This is a genomic window from Chloroflexota bacterium (assembly GCA_020850535.1).
Taxonomy (GTDB): domain Bacteria; phylum Chloroflexota; class UBA6077; order UBA6077; family JACCZL01; genus JADZEM01.
Window position 1 is genome coordinate 50669 of record JADZEM010000013.1, and the last position, 18644, is coordinate 69312.

Sequence of the window (18644 nt, forward strand, 5' to 3'; positions counted from 1 at the left end):
CAGCACGGACGCCGGCAGGGAACCGCCGCTGTGGTAGCATGGATTCCCCTGCGCGGTCCGACACCAGCCGTGGGGCCAGCTCCGGATGGTACGACGTGGTCACGATTGATTACCTCATCATCGGTGGCGGGCTGGCCGGGGTCACGGCCGCCGAAACGCTTCGCGCGCTCGGTGCGCGAGGCTCGGTCGCGATTGTCTCGGGTGAGATCGACCCTCCCCATGACCGGCCGCCGCTGTCCAAGGAGTTGCTGCGCGACGAGCGCTCGCGGCAGCAAGTGCTGCTGCGCCCGCTGGATTTCTACCAGTCGCGCCGGATCGGGCTGGTACTCGGGCGGCCGGCCCTGGCCTTGAAGCCCGCCGAACAAGAGGTCACCCTGGCCGATGGCGAGACGATCAAGTATCAGCGCCTGCTGTTGGCGACCGGCGGCCGACCGCGCAGCATCGGCGTGCCGGGCGAGTCGCTGCCGGGCATCTATCAGCTCCGGACGCTGGCTGAGGCCGAGCGGCTGAAGGAGGCCGCCGGCTCCTCGACGCGGGTGGTGGTGATCGGCGCAAGCTTCATCGGGCTGGAGGTGGCCGCCTCGCTCTGCGAGCGGGGCCTGGACGTGACGGTCCTGAGTCAGGATGACCAGTTGTGGCCCAACTTGATGCCGGCCGAGCTTGCGGCGGCCATGCAGGCCGACTTCGAGGCCAGGGGCGTCGCCTTCCGCCACAACGTCCGGGTGACGGGCTTCGAAGGGAAAGAGCGCCTGGAGTACATCGTCACCAACGCTGGCGATGTCGAGGCGTCCTTTGTGGTGGAGGGCGTCGGCATCCAGTTGAACGTCGAGCTTGCGGCGGCGGCCGGGCTGGAGGTCGAGGGCGGTATCGTGGTGGACCGTCGATTGCAGACGTCCGCGCCGGGGATCTTCGCGGCGGGCGATGTGGCCAGCTTCCCGGATGCCTACGCCGGGCTGGACGGTCGCCCGAAGCGGCGGCACGTCGAGCACTGGGACAATGCCGTCGCGCAGGGGCGGGTGGCCGGGGCGAACATGTCCGGCAAGCGCGTCCGCTTCGAGCACGTCCCCTACTTCTGGACCGACCTGTTCGAGCACTCGATCAACGTCGTCGGCAATCTTGATGGCGCAGAGATCCTGATGCAGCGCGGCTCGCTGGAGCGTCGCCAGTGTACGTATCTGGTGCTGCGGGGCGGCTACGTGCGCGGGGCGATCATGCTGAACCGGGCAACCGACCGCCGCGCGCTGACGGAGCTGATCGGGAAGCGGGTGCCGATCGAGGATCACCTGGAGCAACTGGCCGATCCGTCGTTCAAGCTCGCACAGCTGGTCCCCGCGTGAGCCAGGAGCACCGGCCGCGGCGCTACCGGCGAGAGGTCGCCGACGCGCTCACCGATCTGGTGGCTGGCCGCTGAACCGCACCGACCGGCTGATGGGCATCCTGCTGGAGCTTCAGGCGCGCGGCGAGCTGCGCGCCGAGGATCTGGCCCAGACGTTTGAAGTCAGCGTTCGCACGATCTACCGTGACGTCGAGGCGCTGAGCGAGACGGGCGTGCCCGTCGTCGCGACGCCGGGCAAGGGGTACCGCCTGATGGACGGCTACTTCCTGCCGCCGGTCAGCTTCACGGCGGATGAGGCTGCCCTGCTGATGCTCGGCGGCGAGCTGGTGCGTGACCGCGTCGATCCGGGGCTGCGGCAGGCGGCCGAGGAAGCGCTCAAGAAGCTGGCCGGCGTGCTGCCGCCGGAGCGCCGCGAGGCGATGGAGCAGCGCCGCCAGGGACTGGCCTTTGCCCGGTTCACTGGGCGGCCCGACGACCGCCGGCTGGTGCTGGCGCGGCGAGCGATTGACGAGCGTCGCGTCGCCCACCTGGTGTACCACGCGCTGCATCGGGCCGCACCCGAGCCGCGCGATGTCGAGCCGATCCGCCTGGTGTTCCTGGGTGAGGCGTGGCACCTGATCGCCTACTGCCGGCTGCGCCAGGGTGTGCGCCTCTTCCGTCTGGACCGCATCGACCGGCTGGAGCTGTTGGAGGAACGGTACGTCCCGGCCAGCCGCCACGAGATCGCCGGCCCGAACGAGCGCGACCTGGGCGATCTCCCCGAGGCGCGGGTGCGCTTCGACCCATCGATCCTGCGGTGGGTCCGCGAGCATCAGCCGTTCGTGCTGTTGCGGGAAGAGGCCCAGGCAACCGGCCCGGTCTTCGTGTACGCGCTCCGGAACGAGCGCGAGCTGATGAGCTGGCTTTTGCGGTGGGGCAGCGATGTTGAGGTGCTGGAGCCAGACTGGCTTCGCGCTCGGCTGGCCCAGGAAGCGCGCCTGATCCTGGCCCGGCACGCCACGCCGGCCGCCGAGCGCATAGCCGCCCCGCTGACAGCCACCTGAGCGGCGCCGCGCCTGCGGATCAGGGCATTGCGACAATGCGGTCGCCTCTTCCTGCGTGAGCCATCATATGGGCAAGGCGAGCTTGCGTATCGTCTGTCGATATCGTTGTGGTACACTACTACGGTGCGAACTCTTCTAAATATCTCGCGCGTGCGTGCGTGGTTTTCGTAGGCATCGTCTGTGGCTCCTGACACTGGTAACTGGCTGATCCCGCAGCGGCTCCTGGCATGTGCGTATCCCTGGGGCATCGATGGTCTGGGCTCCCTGGCCCAGCGTGGGATCACCCTGATCGTCAACATGCACGAGCGGCATCACGAGCCGGCTCGCCTCGCGCGGTTCGGCCTCAGCGAGATTCATCTGCCGGTGCCGGATTTGACCGCGCCCACACCCGAGCAACTCGCGGATGGCGTCCACGCGATCCAGCAAGGGCTGGCCTCCGGCCACAGCGTTGCCGTCCACTGCGCGGCCGGCCTGGGCCGCACGGGCACCTTGCTGGCCTGCTACCTGGTATCGACCGGCCTCACCGCCGCCGAGGCTATCGCTGCGATCCGCGAGCTTCGGCCGGGCTCCGTCGAGACGGTCGAGCAGCAGGCCGCCGTCGAGGCGTTCGCACACGAGCGTGCCACGGATCGACGCCGACCGGCAGGCGAGGCCCGCCCATCCAGCGCGTATCCGCAGGAATTGCACGACGCGTCCGGCTCCTGACAGGACGGTGTCAGGAGGGCTGGCGTAGGCTGGTCCTACAGATGGGGCGGACGCTCCTGCCGATCCCGCTCCCATCGAGTACGCCGATGCCGGAGTTCCTGCATGGCCTCGCTGATCGAGGGCGTGACCTACGCCATTCTCCCGACGGATGACATGCCTCGTGCCCGCCAGTTCTTCACCGAGAAGCTCGGCCTGAGCACCGAGGACGACCAGGGCGACATCTTCAGCCAGTTCACCACGCGGGCGGGTACGATGTGGGCCATCGTGTCGCGGCCGTCGCACGCCGTTCCCCGGGGTGTCGAGCTGTATCTGGAGGTGACGGACGTGGACGAGGCGTTCCGCACCTGGACGGCTCGGGGCGTGGAGACGATCACCGAGCCGGCGGATGCGCCGTTCGGACGGACATTCGCCTTCAAGGACGCGGATGGCCGGGTGCTGCATGCCTGGGCGCCGCTTCAGGGGCGCTGAGCGTGATGGACCTGATGGCGTCTTCGCAGACGAGCATCGTGCCCCGTGCGCCGTTCTCATTCGAGGTGGCGCTGGCTGGGATCATGCAGCGCTACGTCGGCTGGCAGGGCATCTGGGCACACTCCCTGCGCGTAACTGCGTAGGGGCATCCCCGGGGGTATCGCGCGCGAGTATCACGCACGAAAGGCAGCGGCTCCGGCGCGTGGCGTCGCGAGCCACTGCAAGGTGGAGGACTCCCTCACATGGCACAGGTGCTCAACGGCGTCGGCATCGTCGTCGCCGACATGGCCCGATCGCTCGACTTCTACCGACGACTCGGCCTCGACGTGCCCGAGACCCCGCATGAGGGGCACGTCGACATCGCGCTGCCGAACGGGTTTCGGCTGATGCTGGACTCAGAGGCCGAGATGCGGACGTTCATGCCCGGGTGGGTTCGCCAGCACGGCAACCTGTTCAGCCTGGCCTTTCAGTGCGATAGCCCGTCGGAGGTCGACGCGGTCTATGGTGAGATAGTCGGCGCGGGCTATTGCGGCGACAAGGAGCCGTGGGACGCCTTCTGGGGGCAGCGCTACGCCAAGCTGCTCGACCCAGATGGCGTGCCCGTAGACCTCTACGCCACGCTGGAGATGTGACGGCTCTCGCTCGGGTGCGGCGTGGCCGCGTGACGCCGCGTACCCTTGTATGACCGAACGTATGACCGAACGGGGCCCGATCGTCGCAGGCCGTGGCGGTCGGGCGTCCAGATTCGCTGACGGAGGCACGATGGAAGCACGCGTTTCGCTGGTGACGCTCGGCACGCGCGACTTGCAGCGGTCGATCAGCTTTTACCGCGATGGCCTGGGTTGGCCGATGGCCGAGTTCGGCGCGGAGACCGGGCAGGTGGCGTTCTTCCGGACCGGCGGCACGATCCTGACCGTCTACTTGCGCCACCTGCTGGCCGAGGAGGCCGGACAATCACCGGAGGGCAGCGGGTTCGGCGGCATCGTGCTCTCGCACAACGTCCGCACCCGCGACGAGGTGGACACGGCGATCGCCGAGGTCGAGCGGGCCGGCGGCTCGGTGTTGCGGCCGGCCCGAGCGATGGACTGGGGCGGTTACTGCGGGCACGTGGCCGACCCGGACGGGCACATCTGGGAGATCGCCTGGAACCCCGGTTTCCCAATCCTGGAAGACGGGACGCTCCAACTGCCGTAGCCCACTGCCGCAACCCATCGACCTAAAACCGCTGGCAGGCATGTGCGTGCGGTGGACATGCGAAGAGGGCGGCCCCGTCATCAGATGGGGCCGCCCTCTCGTCTGCTTGCGCTGCTGGAGCGCCCTGACCCTGCCGAGGCAGCGACGGTCAGGGCATCAGGCGAGATCAGTCGTTGTCGTTGTCGTCGCCATCGTCGATGACGTTGACCTGGTAGGCGTCGAAGATGCCGTGTGCGCCGTACTCGCCCTGCATGTGGACGTAGTCGCCAAGGCTGATGCCGCTGCGGTTGAGCTGATCGTTGTAGATCCGCGCCCAGACGTTGCCGCCGACCATGCCGATGAGCGCCTCCGGCGGGTTCGTGTCCTTGTGGAGTTCAAGAACCTGACCCTCGATGTTGCGCTCTTCGCTGTTGTCGTTGGTCTTGTCGTCGTTGTTGTCGTTGCTCTGGGCCGGGGCAGCCATGACCACCCGCGCGCCGCCGTCCGTCGGAAACAGCGGCGTGCCGGCGATGCTCGGCAGGGCGAGAGCGGTGGCGATGCCGCCGGTGAGCAGCAGCGCGCGGGCCCAGCGCCCGAAACTCGTCCTCATGGTGCGTCCTCCTGATCGTGCGAGACTGGAGCGCCAGCACCCAGCCGCACATCCTCGGGCTGCGGGGCCGACACGAGGCGTACGCCCGTATCGATACGGCGGGTGGCTGTCCTGAGCGGCTGCCAGCCCGCGCACACTGTCGAAGCAGTCTTCATGCTCCCTACATGATGCCATGGTCTGGCCTGCGATGTCCTGGGTGAACGTAAACATTTTCATAACATCGAAGTAGTTCGATGGCTGGGCGCGCAGACCGCGGCGCATTGTAGGCGAGTCGCGGCTGCGCCTGAACGCTTCGTCTCCTGCGCTCCGCGCCGGGCGATGATGGAGTGTCCGTGCTTCACGTGAAACAATCGGCTGAGAACCGCTGTCCGGGGCCGCCCGGTCCGGTATCCTGACCGCTGAGAGCAGACTGGATTTCTGGCAGGCTGGCCGACCAGGACGGAGAGGGACGCGACGCGCGATGGCAGATGTGGCGGTGATCGGCGCTGGGGCGCTGGGAATGGCCGGGGCACGACGGCTGGCGCAGGGTGGCGCTCGCGTGACGATCTTCGAGCGCGAGGGGCAGGCCGGCGGCCTGACCGCCGGCTTCAAGGTCGGCGGGACGTGGCTCGACAAGTTCTATCACCACATCTTCCGCACCGATACCCGCATGATCGGCCTGTTCGACGAGCTGGGCCTGGGCGACCGGATGCAGTGGTATCGCCCGCCGACGGCCGTCCTGCGTGATGGTGCGATTCGCCGCTTCGATGGCCCGCTCGAAGTCCTCAAGTTCAGCCCGCTCTCGCTGCCGGCCCGCGTGCGCCTCGGCGCGGCGGTGGCCGCTCTCAAGCTCATCCCCGATCCGGAGCGCTTCGAGGGGCAGACCGCTGTCCAGTGGCTCAAGCGGTGGATGGGCCAGGAGGCGTATGAGGTCATCTGGGAGCCGCAGATTCGGGGCAAGTTCGGAGAGTACGCCGAGAGGATCGCGATGCCCTGGTTCTGGGCCAGAATCCACGACCGAACCCCGCAGCTTGGCTATCCGCGCGGCGGCTTCCAGCAGATCTACGAGGCGCTGGCCGCCGATATCCAGCGGCGCGGCGGCACGCTCCAGTTAAACACCGCCGTCGAGCGGATCGAGCGGCGCGGCGAGAAGCTGGTGATCGAGACGGCCGCCGGCCCATCCGAGTACGATGCCGTGCTCTGCTCCCTGCCGACGCGTCTCTTCGTGCAGGTCACCCAGGGGCTTCCCGCCGAGTACGTCGCACGGTTCAGCCAGTCCGGCGAGCATATCTCGGCCCACGTACTGATCCTCGAACTGGACCGCCAGCTACAGTCGGCCTACTGGGTCAGCGTGGCCGACCCTGGCTATCCGTTCGTGGCGCTGGTCGAGCACACCAACTGGATGCCGGCCTCGGAGTACGGCGGCCGCCACCTGGTGTACCTCGGGAACTACCTCCCGAACGACCATGAGCTGTTCAGCCTCTCCGACGCCGAGGTGCTGGAGCGCTTCCTGCCGCACCTGTCGCGGGTGAACCCTGCCTTTGACCGCTCCTGGGTCAAGGCCGCGCACGTCTTCGCCGCGCCGTACGCCCAGCCGATTGTCGGCGTCGGCTACCGCGAGGGGCTGCCGCCGTACCGCACGCCCGTGCCGGGCGTCTGGCTGGCGAACATGGGGCACGTCTACCCGCATGACCGTGGGCAGAACTACAGCGCGATCCTCGGCGAAGAGGTGGCTGAGAAGATCCTGGCGGAACTGCCAAGCTGATTTTCGCCGTATCCCACTCTCCGTCGCCCCAGTAGTGTCCCGTCAAGTGTGTAAGTAGGGATGTGATGTGGCCCTCGTCGTCTGGATCCTCAATCGAGAATCAAACCGCGTGATAGCATTCCGTGTACATGGGTGTTGGTCGTGCCCAGTGATGGTCGTCTCGTAGCCCACCTCGCCCGCTGTACGCCCCTTACCGAGGAGTACGCGAACTGGTCTGATGGTCGGATCCGACTATGCCTCAGGGCGTACCTCACCACGCTGATGCCACCGTTGGACTTCGTCACATCGTCGCGTTGCCTTGTACTCAGGGACGATGCTGTATTGGTTCAGCGCGACCGAGACAGCACTCACATCCTGCCGGGAGGTCGACGCGAGGCGGACGAATCTCCGTTGGAAACCGCCCATCGCGAAGTCGCGGAAGAGTCGGGTTGGATCATCGCAGACCCGGTGCTTGTCGGTTTCATGCACTTCGCTCACCTCACTCCGAAGCCGTCAGGATACGCCTACCCTTATCCTGACTTCGTGCAAGTCGTGTACATGGCCCGGGCGAGGGAGTTTGTGGCGGACGCGAGGCTCGATGACGGGTACGAAGTCGAAACGGTGTTTCGCTCCATCGCTGAAGTTCAAGACATGGGGCTTCCAGCGAGCCAGCGGCTGTTTCTCGATGCGGCGCTTCGCTTGCGTGAGTTGCAGTCCCAGTAACGTAGAGTTGCTGCCTGTCTGACCTTCGCGCTGTTCCCGCGCCTACCATCGTCCTACCCGTCTCAGCCGGGCGACCCTGGAGCGGGCCAGCGCTCGGGCTGGGGTCGCCGGTTCCGCTCGCGCCACTGGAGGCTCTATGCGCATTCCCGGCATCGACCCTGCCCTGGCTGAAGGCCCGATCCTCGCCGTGCTCAAGGCCCAGGCCGAGCGGTGGGGCGCGCCGCTCATCAATCACCTGCTCTACGCTCGCCGCCCCTCGATCTTCCGTGGGGCACGGGCGATGTGGACAGGCCTCGACCAGTCTGGCCTGATCGACGGCAAGCTGCAGGCGCTGATCAATCGGCGGGTGGCCTACCTGAACGGCTGCGCCTTTTGACAGGATATCAATGCTGCCGTGGGCAGCACCCTGGGCATCCCTGACGCGAAGCTGCTGGCGCTTGTGGACTGGGAGTCAAACCCGCTCTTTGACGAGACGGAGCGGCTCGTCCTCGAATACGCCGACGCCATCACCTACACCGACCGCGACGTCTCGGACGAGCTGTTTGCGCGGGTCCGTGCCCGCTTCGACGAGGACAGCATCGTCGAGTTGACGGAGATCGTCGCCTGGGAGAACGCCTCCTCGAAGTTCAACCGGGCGCTGCGGGTGCCGTCGCAAGGCCTCTGGCGGCGGGCCGACCGAGGCTGAGTAATCGGTCGGCCCGGGGCGGTGCACGCGTGCGCCTCGGTTGGGAGCGAACGGGCGCCCGGGATGCCACGCCGCCGCGTTCCTCAGGTACCCTTCTGCGTAGCAGTACGATCCCCGCTCGGGAGCTATCGATGGCAGTCGATCAGGAGCGCCTGTCGTGGCTTGCTTCGGCCACGGCCAGCAAGCAGGACAGGTACACCGCGCACAGCGACGAAATCTGGGAGTACGCCGAGCTACGCTTTCAAGAGAAGAAGTCGGTCGCCGCGCAGATGGCGCTGATGGAGGCCGAGGGCTTCGCCATCACCCCCAACGTGGCGGGCATCCCGACGGCCTTCATGGCCGAGGCTGGCAGTGGCGCTCCGATCATCGGCTTCCTGGGCGAGTACGACGCGCTGGCCGGTCTGAGCCAGCAGGCCGGCGCGCCGGCGCCCCAGCCGCTGGTGGCCGGCGCCGCCGGCCAGGGGTGCGGCCACAACCTGCTGGGGGCCGGCTCGATGCTGGCCGCCGTGCTGGTCAGGGAGTACCTCGCGGCCAACAACCTGCCCGGCACGATTCGCTACTACGGCTGCCCTGGCGAGGAAGGCGGCTCCGGCAAGACGTTTATGGCCCGAGACGGCGCGTTTGACGACCTGGACGCCGCCTTCTGCTGGCACGCCGGCTCGTTCAACGCCGTGATGTCCGTGCGGACGCTGGCGAACATCCAGGTCTACTACCGGTTCAAGGGCCAGGCCTCGCACGCCGCCGGCTCGCCGCACCTGGGCCGCAGCGCCCTGGATGCCGTCGAGTTGATGAACGTCGGCGTGAACTACCTGCGCGAGCACATGCCCACGGACTGCCGCGTCCACTACGCCGTGACCAACACCGGCGGCATCTCCCCTAACGTGGTGCAGGCGAACGCCGAGGTGCTCTACCTCGTGCGTGCCCCCAACGTCGTGCAGGCCCGCGCCCTCTACGAGCGCGTCTGCAAGGTGGCCCAGGGCGCGGCCATGATGACCGAGACGGAGCTGACCATCGAGGTTGACAAGGCCTGCTCGGACGTGCTGCCGAACGCGACCCTGGAGCTGGACCTTTACGACAACCTCAAGGCGATGGGGGCGGTGCCGTTCGACGCCGCCGACCGTGCCTACGCCGAGCAGATCCGGGCCTCCTTCACCGAGGAGCACATCCGGAGCAGCATCGACACCTACGGCGCGGATGTCCCGCTCGATCTGCCGCTGCATGACGGGCTGGTGCCGTTCGACGGGACGGCGCTTCAACGGGCCGGCTCCACCGACGTGGGCGACGTGAGCTGGATCACGCCGACCGCCCAGGTCTACGGCGCGTGCTGGGCCATCGGCACGCCGGGCCACAGCTGGCAGGTGGTGGCGCAGGGCAAGTCGCCGGCGGCCCACAAGGCGATGCTCCACGCCGCGCGGTCGATCGCCGCCACGGCCCTGGATGCCATCCTGACGCCGGAGCTGCTGGAGAAGGCGAAGGCCGAGCTGCGCGAGAAGACGGCCGGCAAGCCGTACCTCTGCCCGATCCCGGCTGACGTCGTGCCGCCGTCGCAGCGCGGCTAGCTCGCGGCCACCCCGCACGCTCATGGGTATTCGGGTCACCCGGCGGCGGCTCCTGGCAGGCGTCTCCGCCGGGGTCGCCGCCGGGCTGCTGCGCCTGTGCCAACCTGACGACGCGCCAGTCGCCGTCGCTGCGCCGCTCGTGCCAGCCCGGCAGGTCTCCCCCGCGCAGACGCCGAGCGTGGTGACCATCCACTGGCTGTTGCCCGCCGATCTTGGCCTGGAGCGGGATTTTGCCCTCAGCTTCATCCAGCAGTTCAACCGCCAGACCGACGATCTGGAGATCGAGGCCACGTTCGAGCCGTGGGCGACCTACCCGGCCGCGCTCGCCGCCGCCCTCACCAGCGATGCGCCGCCGGACCTCGTGCATCTGGGGGCGGAGATCGTGCAGGAGCACGGGCTGCACGGCCTGCTGACCGACCTGCTGCCCCGCATGCGGCAGACCGGACCGGCGCCAGAAGCCTTCTTCCCCTACCTGGTGGAGCAGATGACGGACTTCCGGACGCGCTCCCGCGTCTGGGCCGTCCCCAAGGAGGGGCACCTCTACGTCGTCTACTGCAACAAGGAGCTGTTCGACCGCGCCGGCGTGCCCTACCCACGGCCGGGCTGGACCCTCGAAGAGTTCCGCGAGGCCGCCCGCCGCCTGACGCTCGACGAGAACGGCAATCCCGTGACCAGCCCGCGGTTCAACCCGCGGCGCATCGCCTGCTGGGGCATGGATTGGGGCAGCAGCGGAGCGGACGCCCCGCTGCCGGGCCTCGATCACTGGCAGATGCTGGCCTGGGCGCAGGCCGGGCCGTGGTTCAGTGACGATCTGCGGCGGGGCCAGCTTGCCGATCCTGACCACATCGCCTTTGTACGCCAGATTGTCGAGATGCGCTGCCAGGATCGTGTCATCCCAGGGGTCGAGGTGCGCCTCCCTGACGACAATGGCGACCGCTGGCGTCAGGGGCAGGTGGCGATGTGCATCGCCCACTACGCGCAGACCTACTTCTACGAGCGGGAGCGCCGCCGCTTCGACTACGACATCGTGCCGGCGCCGGCCGGGCCGCGCGGGCAGTTCGCTGCCGGTACCGGTAGTGGCTGGGCCATCCCCAGCCGTTCGACGCAGCCGGACGCCGCCTGGGCCTTGCTGCGGTTCCTGGTGGCGCCCGCGCAGCAATTGCCCGTTGTGCGAGCCAAGCGCTGGGGCGCAGCGCTCATCTCGACCGCCGAAGCCCTGCAGCCGGAGAACGGCGTGCCGGCCGGGTTCAGGGCCGCGCTCCTCGATCCGCTGTTCGGGCGGTCCGCGGTGCAGGTTCGCCCGATCCGCTATCCTCCCTACCTCGAGCAGATGGCGCAGATCTGGCGGGGGGAGTTCGGCGACCTCTTCAGTTGCAGCCCCGTCGACCTTGCCGAGGCGCTCCGTCGGGCCGAGCCGCGGATCCAGGCCCTGCTGGACCGGGCCTGGACGGTCTGACCGTCCAGGCCCGGCCGGGGCTGCGCCGTCGTGCGACGTGCCGGCCCCGGCTGCGTGACGTGCGTGCCCCGGCTGCGTGCCTCACTCGCTACAGCCGGTAGAAGCGCGTGGCCGTGTCGCGGAACAGGTCCGCTTTGACGCTCGCGCTGGCCCCCTGGGCGAGCCGCTTGCAGGCGTTCCAGTACGCCGCGTAGGGGTACGCGCCCTTGTCGACCGGGAAGTTGCTCTCGAACATGCAGCGCGCTGAGCCGAACGCTTCAACACAGGTGTCCACGTACGGCTGGCACGCTGCGGCGAGCGCTTCAGAGGATGGTGGCCGCGGCAGCTCGTGGAAGCCGTTGCCGTAGCGGCCCATCCCCATGCCGCCGAGCTTGACGTGGACGTTCTGGCAGGTCGCCAGCTCGCGGATCGACTGTGCCCAGGTCTGGAACACCTCGTCGCGGCGGCCGGCGTACGGCCCGACGCCGAGCGGCGCGCCGATGTGGTTCAGCACGATGGGCGTGTCCGGGTAGGCGCGGGCCAGGGCGGTCAGCTCGTCGAGCTGCGGATGGTAGAGCCAGGCGTCGAAGGAGAGGCCGAGCGGTGCGAGCCGGGAGAAACCCTCGCGGAAGGTGGGATCGCCGAGCAGGCCGGGCTGGACCTGGGCGCTTGCGCCAACCTCGGCGTCCCAGGCCACGGCGTGGCGGATGCCCTTGAACCGTCCGCCCGGGCCGCCGGCGGCCTGGATGTGCGCTTCGAGCACCTCCTGGACGTGCGCGCCGAGCAGCAAGTCGGCAAAGCCCACAATGCCGGCGCAGACGCGGGTGGGACCGTAGTTGCCGCTGGCGCTCATCGCCGCGATGCCGTTGACGAACTCGGTCTCGCCCACCGGCTGCATCGCCTCGGGGCCGCCGGCGCGGTGCATCGACCAGCACTGCAAGAACACCGTCGCGGTGATGGTGTGCCCGGTGTTCAGATCGGCCAGGAGTTCGTCGAGCAGGTAGCGGGTGTCCCAGTCGGGCACGTCCCACAGGTGATGGTGCGGGTCCACGATCGGCAGCTCTGGCTCGATGATCTCTTCCTGCCACTGCGCCAGCCACTCCTGGCGAATGGGCGGGTCCATGCGGTGCCTGAGGGCGGGCGCACTCGGAGACGACATCGGCGGCATCCTCCAGCAGCGGATACGAGCGTCACGCCTGGAGAGTCTACCCCGGCGGCGTGCTGCACGGCGGGAGTTGACGAAAGACGCGGAAATGCGACCTGTGACGCAGTTGTGTCGTTACGGATAGCGGCGGCTGGCGTTCAGCCGGTGCCGCACGCGGGCCAGATGTGGCCTGTTGAGGAGTGCCGTAGCGAAGGAGGCAAGGATGCCGAGGTTGCCAGGCGTGGTGGTGGGTGTGATGGTAGGCGTGACGGTGCTGGGCGTGTGCGCGCTTGCCGTCCCGGTATGGCCCGTGGCGGCTGGACTGGTATCCACCGAGATCCACGTTGACCGGAAGACGCCGAAGAAGACGCCGACCCCGCCCCCAACGCCAACGCTGACGCCCACGCCGCTGCCGACGGCGACCGCTGCAGTGGCCGTCGCGGCTGCTGCTCCGACGGCCACCCTCACCCCGACTCCCTCCCCGACGCCGTCGCCAACTGCCACGCCGGCCGCCGGCAAGAAGAACAAGAAGGCGAAGCAGGTGAGCGACTCGGCCAAGAAGGAGAAGAAGAACCACGACAACACCGTTACGGTGGGGCGCGGGACGCTCGATCCGATTCCTGCCCTGCCGCGCGGCGAGACGGTCGAGATCAAGGGGACGGCGCTCAGGAGCGGCGAGGTGTGCTCGCTCCAGATGTTCTACTCGGATAAGGCGGCCAGGACCATCCGCGATGTGGTCCCCGACGAGCATAAGCGATGCGTCTTCAGCGTGACCGTGCCCGACCGCCCCGGGGCCGTCGGCGAGGGCAAGGCGCTGATGATCCTGACCAAGGAGACCAGCGGCAAGAAGTCCGGCGAAGCCCGCCAGACGTTCACCGTGAAGTAGGCTCTCCCTCACGGTGAGGTGGCGTACCTCCTGGCGTTCGCTGGGTGGGCCGACGGGCGGGAGGAGATCAGTCAATGGGATGGGAGGCGCTCGCACAGTGGGGTGACGACGTCGCGCGCATCGAACAGCTCGCTGGTGGGGTCGCCAACGACGTGTGGAGCGTGCGCGTCAACGGGCGCCTTGCGGTCGGTCGTCTCGGCGCCAGGAGCGACGCCGACCTCGCCTGGGAGACCGATCTCCTCCAACATCTCGACCGTGCAGGTCTGACCGTGCCGCTGCCGATCCCGACCAGGGCCGGCCGGCTGTTTGCCGACGGTATGGTGGTGATGACCTACGTGGAGGGCGGACCGCCCGCGACGGAGGCCGACTGGTGTCGTGTGGCCGACACGCTCCGCCACCTGCATCGGTTGACGCAGGGCTGGCCGCAGCGCCCAGGCTGGCGGTCGTCGACCGACCTGCTGCACGCCGAGACCGGGACGAAGATCGACCTCGGCGCGATGCCGCCTGAGGGCGTCGCTCGCTGCCGAGCAGCGTGGGCGCGGCTCGTCGGACGTCAGACATGCGTCGTCCACGGCGACCCCAACAGCCGCAACGTCCGCATGACCGAGGATCGGGTCGCGCTGATCGACTGGGACGAGGCGCACGTCGACGTCCCCGACCTCGACCTGGTGCTGCCCCACAATGCCGCCGGTCTCGCCGACAACGTGCACGACATCGCCGCGCAAGCGTCGGCTGCGTGGGAAGCGGCCGTCTGCTGGGACGACGAGTATGCCGTCAAGCGGCTCGCCGAAGTGCGAGCGGTCTGAGCAGCGGCAGCGAACCGAGCGCCCGCCACCAACGCCGGATCGTTCGCTGCTCGGCGTGGCGACGGCCCATCCGGATGCGACCATCCTATCCGGATGCCCGCTTTCACCAGGCGTGAGGGAGCTCTGCGTCGAGCTTGCACCGGGAGTTGAGGCTGGTTCCCGCCATGTGCCGACGCTTGCGACTACGCGGTACTCATGAGGAGCCAGAGCCACCAAGGCCAGATCAGGATCTGAATAGCGATCCATTGCAGCGCCGAGAGCGCAGTCTGGCCAGCCGCTGGACCAGAGCCAGCCAACCACATCAAGGCGCTTAGGAGGAGACCAGGAGCTAGATATGTTCCTATTCCGAGCACCCAGCTTGCCACAGCGCCGAACCTCGGCTGTGAGAGGCCTTGCACGAGCAGCACTGTCCCGATTGGGACCAGCCAAAACAACGTCGGCAACGATGGAACGCCGTCCACGCCGCGAGACACTGGTGTGCACGTTGCCGAGATCCCGAGCACCAGCGACGCGACGGCCGCGCCGATGTAGACCCCTCTGTAGACATGCCGTGGGTCGGTCGTCACGATCCAACCTCGCTCGACCTTCTCAACTGACGCGCGAGACTCCTTCACGGATGCTCTAGAAGGCGCCAGCGCCACAGCTACCTGAAGCTGGATCGTCGGAAGCCACGAGGTCGGGGTCCCGACAGGCATGCTGGCAGCCGAGCAACTGAAGAGCCGAGAGCCGGAGTCGTAGTTGCAATTCATGTCGCTCATATGCGAGACGTACTCTGACGTACTCTAGTGGCTCGTCTGGCGTCAATCACCGGGTCGCTCAGTGCCGGTCATCATCCCGACCCCACTCGGCACGCTCAGGGCAAGCTACGCGAGGAACGCCCTCCCGTCCGTCACCCCGACCGCGGCGAGGCACGAGCGGAGTGGCGGGATCTTCCCAGGGTGACGGACGACTGACGAGGAAGATCCCTCGACTGCGTTCGCACGCTCACTCCGCTCGGGATGACGGGGGAGGGAGCAGCCTCACGTCGCTCGGGATGACGGTGAAGCGTCGGCAGAGGTCCAACCCGGTCGTTCGCGACTGACAGACCACCAGGCCGAGACGGAGAGGTGCACCTGTGACAGATGTTGAGAGCCTTGAGCGACAGGTCGAGGCTCTTTCATCGGAAGAGTCGGCCGACTTCCGGGACTGGTTCCATGCGCTTGACCAGGACGCCTGGGATGCGCACATTGAACGGGACGTGGCTGCCGGACGCCTGGATAATCTGGCTGAACGTGCGCGGCGCGAATATGCCGATGGTAAGACGCCTCCCCTGTGATCCACAGGGCAACGCCTGAGTTCTGGGCGTGTTACCGTAGATTGCCGTTCGCTGCGCTGATTCACGCGATGTCAACGGTTTGAAGTGAGGACGGCTTCCGGCGCCTGGATCGTGGCTATCGGGTCGGCGTGGCGATGCACGAGCTTCCACGCGCCGTCCTCGCGGCGGTAGATGTGCGTCACGCGGAGCACCATCGGCGCAGCGCCAGTGCGACCCGTCAGCGATGGCCGCGAACGCTCGAAGTGGGCCGTGTAGGCCAGGTCGCCGCTGGTGAACCGCCCGATCTCCTCGAACTCGATCTGACCACCGGCAAATCGGGCGGAGGCCCACTCGTAGCGCGGCTCCAGCTCGTCCCAGCCACGCTCGTAGCCGCCCCACCCGCCGAAGAGCGTTGCATCAGGCTCGTGCGAGCACAATGAATTCCAGGTGGCGACGTCGCCGTTGAGGAAGCCGACCGTCGCCGCCTGCATCCGCGTGATCGCCGCCTGGAGATCGTCGTCCGCCATGCTCCCACCCCCGGAACGGTACTCTCCCTGTACAGTGCAGGAGAGGCGTTCTGCTCGGGCAAATATGCTGCGAGCGGGTGTCGCTCGGTTGGGTGGACCGTGGCGCTGACAGCCCGTCCACGCTCTCATGCTTCCGTTCTCACCAGCAGCAAGGACTGCCCCATGTGCCGCGGCATCAAGCAGCTTCGACGCCCGGACGCGCCAGCCACCGACGAGGAGCTGCGCGCCGCTGCCCTCCAGTTCGTGCGCAAGATCAGCGGCCTCCGGCAGCCTTCAAAGGCCAATCAGACGGCGTTTGAGGCGGCCGTCGAGGAGATCACCGCCGCGTCTGAGCGGCTGCTGCAGTCGCTGGGCGGGCGCGGCACGGCGCAGCAGCCTGCATCGGGGCACTTGTCGGCGTCGTGAAGCGGCCGTCTGGACGGTGAACGCCCTCAGATGCACGCTGCTCTGCCCATTGTGCAGGCTTCTGGGAATCTGACACGCTCCAGGAGTTGACGCGCGGCCCGCTGACGGCTAGGCTTACGACGCTTGCAGGCGCGATCCTGTGAGCGATGTACGTCACCGGCGACGAGACCACGCCGCCGCCTCTCCCCCCAGCGGTTGAGAGGCGGCCGAGCGCGTCGCTCCGTAGTGAAAGGGAGCAAAATCGATGCAGCGCAGCAGATTGACCCGTCGGGAGGCGCTCGGTAAGGGCCTGCGGCTCCTGGCCGTCGCCGGACCGTCCGTGCTGCTGGCCAGCGCCTGCGCCCAGCAGCCTGCCGCCCCGGCCAAGCCGGCTGAGAGCAAGCCAGCGGAGTCGAAGCCCGCCGAGACCAAGCCGGCCGCTCCGGCCGCCGCCGCGCCCACAGCCGCCCCGGCCAAGCCGGCTGAGGCCGCGAAGCCCGCCGAGGCGGCCAAGCCGGCTGCCGCCGCCAAGCCAGACGCCGCGATCCCGGCGATGGCGGCCTCCGGCGAGATGCCGAAGCGTGGCGGCACCCTGCGGGCCGTCGTTCAGAACGACTTCGTGACGATGTGGCCGATGATTACCACCGGCCCGACGGCGTCCGTCTGCTACGACTGGCTGATCCGGTGGCGGAAGGGGCCGGATGGCCGCTGGGGCCCACAGCCCGGCCTTGCCGAGTCCTGGGAGCTGACGGACACCTCGGCCACCTTCAAGATCCGCAAGGGCGTCAAGTTCCACGATGGCACCGACGTCAACGCCGATGCCATCGCCTGGAACGTCAATACCTGGATGACGCACCCGAAGTCCCTGGCCAAGTCGCAGCTCGGGGCCGTTGCCAAGGAGAAGTCGGCGGAGATCGTCGACGATTACACCGTCAAGATCAACCTCGCGGCGCCGGCTGGCTCGCTGTTGGCCGTCCTCTCCGATGCCCAGCGCGAGACCGGCATCGTCTCGAAGGCCGCTCACGCCAAGCTTGGCGACGACGGGCTGGCGCTCCAGGCTGTCGGGAGTGGGCCGTTCATCTTCGAGCAGTGGCAGAGCGGCTCGCAGTTCATCGTCAACAAGAACCCCAACTACTGGGAGAAGGGGCTGGACGGCCAGCCGCTGCCGTACCTCGACAAGATTCACTACCGCTTCGTCCCTGACGACTCGGTTCGCTTCGTCGAGATGCGTTCCGGCAGCGCGGACATCGGCCAGTTGTTCCGCGGGCGCGACGTCCCGACGGCCAAGGCCGAGTCGGGGCTGAACTACTGGGAGGACGCGCAGCAGGGCCGCCTCTACCGCTTCTTCTTCAACGCCCAAAAGGCGCCCTTCAAGGACAACCTCAAGCTGCGCCAGGCGATCCAGTACGCCATCGACCGCGAGGCGATGGCGAAGGCCGTCGGCGGCGGCGTCGGCAGCGCCAACAAGTACGACCTGACCGAGGGTACCCTCGGCTACGATCCCTCAGTTCCCTTCTACAGCTTCGATCTGGCGAAGGCCCAGGCCCTGATGAAGGAGTCTGGGGTCTCGACGCCGCTCAACGTCCGGCTGACGGTCATCTCCCGCGAGACCGACCAGCAGCAGGCCCAGATGATCCAGCAGATGCTCGACAAGATCGGCATCAAGGTCGAGATCGAGGCGCTGGAGCGCGTGGCCTGGGGCCAGAAGGTCCGCCAGTCCAACGACTTCGAGATGGCGACCCAGCAGACCAGCACGCCGCTGGATCCGGACGTCATCTCGCTGGCCTGGGCGCCAGACGGCCCGGCCGCCTACGTCCGCCCGAGCGAGCCGGCCATTCAGGACTGCCTGAAGGAGGCGCGGACCTCCTACGACGTCGGCAAGCGGCAGGCGACGTACGTGAAGTGCCAGACCCAGATGTTCGATACGGCGTGGTGGGGCCACATGTGGATCCAGCCGTACAACTACATCACCAGCAAGAAGGTGAAGCTCTCCAGCCCGTTCTTCCAGGAAGACTGGCGCGAGTGGAGTATCTGGCTCGCCTAGTCGCGGCCAGCCTTCCTCATCTCTCGCGTGAGGTGACCCACTTTATCTCACGCCCCTGCTCCCCTCTCCGCGCCGGAGCGGGGGGCCGGGGGGTGAGGT

The 18644-nt window shown here is 67.9% G+C and carries 20 protein-coding genes; 17 read left to right on the forward strand and 3 right to left on the reverse strand.

Annotated features, from left to right (window positions below; all coding sequences use genetic code 11):
* The first annotated feature begins 95 nt into the window (after positions 1-95).
* The 6 genes from IT306_01820 to IT306_01845 all read left to right on the forward strand — a co-directional run bounded on the left by IT306_01820 (position 96) and on the right by IT306_01845 (position 4746).
* Positions 96-1337 (forward strand): FAD-dependent oxidoreductase, encoded by a 1242-nt coding sequence (locus IT306_01820; protein MCC7367127.1) that lies wholly within the window; start codon positions 96-98, stop codon positions 1335-1337.
* 91 nt (positions 1338-1428) lie between these two features.
* A complete protein-coding gene (locus IT306_01825) occupies positions 1429-2379 on the forward strand; it encodes a YafY family transcriptional regulator (GenBank protein MCC7367128.1) in 951 nt (316 codons plus the stop codon).
* Positions 2380-2559: 180 nt separating this feature from the next.
* Positions 2560-3084 carry a dual specificity protein phosphatase family protein gene (locus IT306_01830; GenBank protein ID MCC7367129.1) on the forward strand — a complete coding sequence of 175 codons (525 nt, stop codon included), beginning with the start codon at positions 2560-2562 and terminating at the stop codon, positions 3082-3084.
* 102 nt (positions 3085-3186) lie between these two features.
* Positions 3187-3552, forward strand: coding sequence for a VOC family protein (locus IT306_01835; GenBank protein MCC7367130.1), 366 nt, complete (start codon positions 3187-3189; stop codon positions 3550-3552).
* A 242-nt stretch (positions 3553-3794) separates the two neighbouring features.
* Entirely contained in the window at positions 3795-4184 is a 390-nt protein-coding gene (locus tag IT306_01840; GenBank protein MCC7367131.1) for a VOC family protein, read from the forward strand.
* Between the two features lie 130 nt (positions 4185-4314).
* Positions 4315-4746 (forward strand): VOC family protein, encoded by a 432-nt coding sequence (locus IT306_01845; GenBank protein ID MCC7367132.1) that lies wholly within the window; start codon positions 4315-4317, stop codon positions 4744-4746.
* Between the two features lie 166 nt (positions 4747-4912).
* Here the strand turns inward: IT306_01845 and IT306_01850 are convergent, their stop codons facing one another.
* Entirely contained in the window at positions 4913-5335 is a 423-nt protein-coding gene (locus tag IT306_01850) for a hypothetical protein (protein ID MCC7367133.1), read from the reverse strand.
* Positions 5336-5795: 460 nt separating this feature from the next.
* Here IT306_01850 and IT306_01855 point away from each other — a divergent pair, with 460 nt between their 5' ends.
* From IT306_01855 to IT306_01880, 6 genes are all read left to right on the forward strand, one after another.
* A complete protein-coding gene (locus tag IT306_01855; protein MCC7367134.1) occupies positions 5796-7079 on the forward strand; it encodes an NAD(P)/FAD-dependent oxidoreductase in 1284 nt (427 codons plus the stop codon).
* Between the two features lie 270 nt (positions 7080-7349).
* Positions 7350-7781, forward strand: coding sequence for an NUDIX hydrolase (locus IT306_01860; protein MCC7367135.1), 432 nt, complete (start codon positions 7350-7352; stop codon positions 7779-7781).
* A 136-nt stretch (positions 7782-7917) separates the two neighbouring features.
* Positions 7918-8157, forward strand: a complete 240-nt coding sequence (locus tag IT306_01865; protein MCC7367136.1) for a hypothetical protein — start codon at positions 7918-7920, stop codon at positions 8155-8157.
* Between the two features lie 18 nt (positions 8158-8175).
* Entirely contained in the window at positions 8176-8466 is a 291-nt protein-coding gene (locus tag IT306_01870) for a hypothetical protein (GenBank protein ID MCC7367137.1), read from the forward strand.
* Between the two features lie 131 nt (positions 8467-8597).
* Positions 8598-10025 carry an amidohydrolase gene (locus IT306_01875; protein ID MCC7367138.1) on the forward strand — a complete coding sequence of 476 codons (1428 nt, stop codon included), beginning with the start codon at positions 8598-8600 and terminating at the stop codon, positions 10023-10025.
* 22 nt (positions 10026-10047) lie between these two features.
* Positions 10048-11481 carry an extracellular solute-binding protein gene (locus tag IT306_01880; GenBank protein ID MCC7367139.1) on the forward strand — a complete coding sequence of 478 codons (1434 nt, stop codon included), beginning with the start codon at positions 10048-10050 and terminating at the stop codon, positions 11479-11481.
* 88 nt (positions 11482-11569) lie between these two features.
* Here IT306_01880 and IT306_01885 read toward each other — a convergent pair whose 3' ends face one another.
* Positions 11570-12619 carry an amidohydrolase gene (locus IT306_01885; protein MCC7367140.1) on the reverse strand — a complete coding sequence of 350 codons (1050 nt, stop codon included), beginning with the start codon at positions 12617-12619 and terminating at the stop codon, positions 11570-11572.
* 208 nt (positions 12620-12827) lie between these two features.
* Here IT306_01885 and IT306_01890 point away from each other — a divergent pair, with 208 nt between their 5' ends.
* From IT306_01890 to IT306_01900, 3 genes are all read left to right on the forward strand, one after another.
* A complete protein-coding gene (locus tag IT306_01890; protein ID MCC7367141.1) occupies positions 12828-13490 on the forward strand; it encodes a hypothetical protein in 663 nt (220 codons plus the stop codon).
* Positions 13491-13564: 74 nt separating this feature from the next.
* Entirely contained in the window at positions 13565-14296 is a 732-nt protein-coding gene (locus IT306_01895) for a phosphotransferase (protein ID MCC7367142.1), read from the forward strand.
* Positions 14297-15410: 1114 nt separating this feature from the next.
* Positions 15411-15611: a hypothetical protein gene (locus IT306_01900; GenBank protein MCC7367143.1), complete on the forward strand. Its 201-nt coding sequence runs from the start codon at positions 15411-15413 to the stop codon at positions 15609-15611.
* 71 nt (positions 15612-15682) lie between these two features.
* Here the strand turns inward: IT306_01900 and IT306_01905 are convergent, their stop codons facing one another.
* Positions 15683-16117, reverse strand: a complete 435-nt coding sequence (locus IT306_01905) for a nuclear transport factor 2 family protein (GenBank protein ID MCC7367144.1) — start codon at positions 16115-16117, stop codon at positions 15683-15685.
* A 162-nt stretch (positions 16118-16279) separates the two neighbouring features.
* On the opposite strand from IT306_01905, the gene IT306_01910 reads away from it, so the two are divergent.
* Positions 16280-16522 (forward strand): DUF2277 domain-containing protein, encoded by a 243-nt coding sequence (locus IT306_01910; GenBank protein ID MCC7367145.1) that lies wholly within the window; start codon positions 16280-16282, stop codon positions 16520-16522.
* Positions 16523-16766: 244 nt separating this feature from the next.
* Positions 16767-18545, forward strand: coding sequence for an ABC transporter substrate-binding protein (locus tag IT306_01915; protein ID MCC7367146.1), 1779 nt, complete (start codon positions 16767-16769; stop codon positions 18543-18545).
* Positions 18546-18644 lie beyond the last annotated feature (99 nt).

Excerpts from the sequence above, each read along its gene's own strand:
- IT306_01890 (MCC7367141.1), top strand. The coding sequence starts at position 12,828 with ATGCCGAGGTTGCCAGGCGTGGTGGTGGGTGTGATGGTAGGCGTGACG.
- IT306_01840 (MCC7367131.1), top strand. The coding sequence starts at position 3,795 with ATGGCACAGGTGCTCAACGGCGTCGGCATCGTCGTCGCCGACATGGCC.
- IT306_01885 (MCC7367140.1), bottom strand. The coding sequence starts at position 12,619 with ATGTCGTCTCCGAGTGCGCCCGCCCTCAGGCACCGCATGGACCCGCCC.
- IT306_01895 (MCC7367142.1), top strand. The coding sequence starts at position 13,565 with ATGGGATGGGAGGCGCTCGCACAGTGGGGTGACGACGTCGCGCGCATC.
- IT306_01915 (MCC7367146.1), top strand. The coding sequence starts at position 16,767 with ATGCAGCGCAGCAGATTGACCCGTCGGGAGGCGCTCGGTAAGGGCCTG.
- IT306_01905 (MCC7367144.1), bottom strand. The coding sequence starts at position 16,117 with ATGGCGGACGACGATCTCCAGGCGGCGATCACGCGGATGCAGGCGGCG.
- IT306_01825 (MCC7367128.1), top strand. The coding sequence starts at position 1,429 with ATGGGCATCCTGCTGGAGCTTCAGGCGCGCGGCGAGCTGCGCGCCGAG.
- IT306_01875 (MCC7367138.1), top strand. The coding sequence starts at position 8,598 with ATGGCAGTCGATCAGGAGCGCCTGTCGTGGCTTGCTTCGGCCACGGCC.
- IT306_01910 (MCC7367145.1), top strand. The coding sequence starts at position 16,280 with ATGTGCCGCGGCATCAAGCAGCTTCGACGCCCGGACGCGCCAGCCACC.
- IT306_01880 (MCC7367139.1), top strand. The coding sequence starts at position 10,048 with ATGGGTATTCGGGTCACCCGGCGGCGGCTCCTGGCAGGCGTCTCCGCC.
- IT306_01845 (MCC7367132.1), top strand. The coding sequence starts at position 4,315 with ATGGAAGCACGCGTTTCGCTGGTGACGCTCGGCACGCGCGACTTGCAG.
- IT306_01850 (MCC7367133.1), bottom strand. The coding sequence starts at position 5,335 with ATGAGGACGAGTTTCGGGCGCTGGGCCCGCGCGCTGCTGCTCACCGGC.
- IT306_01855 (MCC7367134.1), top strand. The coding sequence starts at position 5,796 with ATGGCAGATGTGGCGGTGATCGGCGCTGGGGCGCTGGGAATGGCCGGG.
- IT306_01865 (MCC7367136.1), top strand. The coding sequence starts at position 7,918 with ATGCGCATTCCCGGCATCGACCCTGCCCTGGCTGAAGGCCCGATCCTC.
- IT306_01835 (MCC7367130.1), top strand. The coding sequence starts at position 3,187 with ATGGCCTCGCTGATCGAGGGCGTGACCTACGCCATTCTCCCGACGGAT.